The organism is Streptomyces sp. RP5T, assembly GCF_003933965.1.
In the GTDB taxonomy this organism is placed as follows: Bacteria; Actinomycetota; Actinomycetes; order Streptomycetales; family Streptomycetaceae; genus Streptomyces.
Genome location: NZ_RSAJ01000826.1, coordinates 1 through 2,946, shown reverse-complemented (window position 1 = coordinate 2,946; position 2,946 = coordinate 1). Strand labels below are relative to the sequence as shown.

Genomic DNA, 2,946 nt, shown 5'->3' with positions numbered 1-2,946 from the left:
GCCAGGTGGCGCCCGGCGGGAGGAACTCCGCCACGTGCGGGACCTCGTCCGGGCCGACGGCTCGCAGGCGGTGCCGTGCGCCGTTCTCGGACGGGGTGGGCAGGGTGGCGGTGGGGAGGGAACGAGTGGTCGCCATGAGGTCAGCTCTTTCGCGCGAGAGGGGCGTCGGGGGACGTACGTCTGCGCGCTGGCCGAAGGCCGGGGTGTACGGCTTTAGAGGGCCGGCGCGTTCGTCGCGCGGCAACACACCCGGTCGAAGTCGTGGTGCTGACGGGAGGGCCAGAAGGGCTCGAGGTCATGGCGACCCGTCGCGGTGATCTTCTGGTAGCCGGTCATGAGCCCATTGAAGCAGACACCGGCGCGCGGCAGGAGCCTTCTCTCACTGGCCGGACGGTCACCGGCGAAAAACCGGACGGCCCCCCGGCGTGAAATCGGTGTGACACGACACCGAGGGGCGCCCACCGTGGCCGGTGGACGCCCCTCGGGGAGCAGCGGGGATCAGACCTGGCCGGCCTTCTCCAGCGCGGAGCAGCAGGTGTCGACGAGCAGACGCGTCACCACGTACGGGTCGACGTTGGCGTTGGGACGGCGGTCCTCGATGTAGCCCTTGCCGTCCTTCTCGACCTGCCACGGGATGCGGACCGAGGCGCCGCGGTCGGAGACGCCGTAGGAGTACTCGTTCCACGGGGCGGTCTCGTGCAGGCCGGTGAGGCGGTCGTCGATGCCGGCGCCGTAGTTCTTGACGTGGTCGAGCGGCTTGGAGCCCTCGCCCAGCGACTCGGCGGCGGTGATGATCGCGTCGTAGTTCTCGCGCATCGCCTTGGTGGAGAAGTTGGTGTGCGCGCCCGCGCCGTTCCAGTCGCCCTTCACCGGCTTCGGGTCCAGGGTCGCGGCGATGCCGAAGTCCTCGGCGGTGCGGTAGAGCAGCCAGCGGGCCACCCACAGGTGGTCGGAGACCTCCAGCGGGGAGACCGGGCCGACCTGGAACTCCCACTGTCCGGGCATGACCTCGGCGTTGATGCCGGAGATCGCGAGGCCCGCCTTCAGGCAGTTGTCCAGGTGCGCCTCGACGACGTCACGGCCGAAGATCTCGTCGGCGCCGACACCGCAGTAGTAGCCGCCCTGCGGGGCCGGGAAGCCGCCCTTGGGGAAGCCGAGGGGGTAGCCGTCCTTGAAGAACGTGTACTCCTGCTCGATGCCGAAGATGGGCTCCTGCGCGGCGAACTTCTCCGCGACCTCGGCCAGCGCGGCACGGGTGTTGGACTCGTGCGGCGTCATGTCGATGTCGAGGACCTCGCACAGCACGAGGATGTCGTCGCCGCCGCGGATCGGGTCGGGGCAGGAGAAGACCGGCTTGAGGACACGGTCCGAGGAGTGGCCCTCGGCCTGGTTCGTGGAGGACCCGTCGAAGCCCCAGATCGGAAGCTCCGCGCCCTTGGCGTCGTCCGCCAGGATCTTCGTCTTGGAACGGAGCTTGGCCGTCGGCTGGGTGCCGTCGATCCAGATGTACTCAGCCTTGAAGGTCACGGGCCACTTCCTTCGGGGATGTGTCTACGCACTGCGGGTGCTGCGGCGCTGCGGCACTGAAACGCCGCCACTTGATGCCCGCGAGCCTGTCAACAGGCGATTTCCCGGTCATTGCTCGAATGTGAACCCCGTGTTACCTGGTGGTGCTGTGGCGGGATTCACTGTGTGAGCGCTACGGGCGGCGTGAAAGTCGACAGGGCGACACGGCGTCCGTGGCTCGCGCGCCTCGTATGCAAAGGGTGTATCTGGCACCACCCCCCGACCGGCCGCTCAGGCCCCGTGACCGGCGTCCGCACCTCGACCAGACTGACGGCATGAGCATCGAGAAGGACAGCGGCGGTATCGGTACGAAGGCGCGGGCCGTCGGGCTCGCGGCCCTGCGCGGGTTGGGGCTGGCGCTGGTGACGCTGCCGGGGGCGGTCGTCGGGCTCGTCCTCGCCCTGGTGTCCCTCGCGCTCGTACCGCTCGGGATCGGGCTGATCACGACCCCGTGGGTGCTGACGGGGGTGCGCGTCCTCGCGGACTGGCGGCGGGTGCTGGCGGCCCAGTGGGGCGGGGTGCGGATCCCGTCGGCGTACCGGCCGGTCGCGAAGGACGCCAACCCCTGGACGCGCACCTTCGGGATGCTGCGCGACCCGGCGACCTGGCGGGACCTGCGGTGGCTGCCGGTGGACATGACGGCGGGGTTCGTGACCGCCCTGTCGGCGGCGGTGGTCGTCCTCTACCCGCTGGAGGGGCTCGCGGTCGCGGCCGGGCTGTGGCGTCCGCTCTCCTCGTCGGGCGGTTACTGGTACGGCTTCGTGCGCGTCGCCGACCAGAGCTCCGCGCTCGCCGCCGGCGCCCTGGGCCTCGCCCTGCTGGCCCTCGCCCCCCTGGCGCCCCGGCTGCTGAGCGTCCACTTCCGCCTCACCCGGGCCGTACTCGGTGCCGGACAGGGCGAGTTGGCCGAGCGGGTCCGTGTCCTCACCGAGAGCCGGCGGGACGCGGTGGACACCTCCGCGGCCGAACTGCGGCGCATCGAGCGGGACCTGCACGACGGGGCGCAGGCCCGCCTGGTCGCCATGGGCATGGATCTCGGCACCATCGAGGTGCTCCTCGACAAGGACCCCGAGCAGGCCAAAAAGCTCCTCGCGCAGGCCCGTCAGTCCTCGGTGGACGCGCTCACCGAGCTGCGCGACCTGGTGCGCGGCATCCATCCGCCGGTGCTGGCGGAGCGCGGACTGGGCGACGCGGTACGGGCGTTGGCCCTGCGGATGCCGGTCCCGACGGAGGTGAACGTGGACCTGCCGGTCCGTGCGGACGCCCCGGTGGAGTCCGCCGCCTACTTCGCCGTCAGCGAGGCGCTCACCAACGCGGTCAAGCACGCGGGCGCCGACCGGATCTGGATCGACCTGCATCACGTGAGGGAGAGGGAAGGGG

General features: G+C 70.9%; 3 protein-coding genes and 1 pseudogene. 1 reads left to right on the top strand and 3 read right to left on the bottom strand.

The genetic code is table 11. From position 1 onward, the window contains the following. From EHS43_RS48525 to glnII, 3 genes and pseudogenes are all read right to left on the bottom strand, one after another. Positions 1 to 247 (bottom strand): annotated as a pseudogene (locus EHS43_RS48525) (winged helix family transcriptional regulator); the annotation flags it as partial. Beyond that, positions 214 to 336, bottom strand: coding sequence for a hypothetical protein (locus EHS43_RS48520; RefSeq protein WP_260470959.1), 123 nt, complete (start codon positions 334 to 336; stop codon positions 214 to 216). The pseudogene EHS43_RS48525 and the gene EHS43_RS48520, both read right to left, overlap by 34 nt. Positions 337 to 498: 162 nt before the next feature. Continuing rightward, complete coding sequence (gene glnII / locus EHS43_RS41630; protein WP_125195691.1) at positions 499 to 1,527, bottom strand: glutamine synthetase; 1,029 nt, start codon at positions 1,525 to 1,527, stop codon at positions 499 to 501. Positions 1,528 to 1,841: 314 nt separating this feature from the next. Here glnII and EHS43_RS41625 point away from each other — a divergent pair. Next, positions 1,842 to 2,946, top strand: a 1,105-nt coding sequence (locus EHS43_RS41625) for a sensor histidine kinase (RefSeq protein ID WP_148104256.1), incomplete at its 3' end; no start/stop codon positions are given.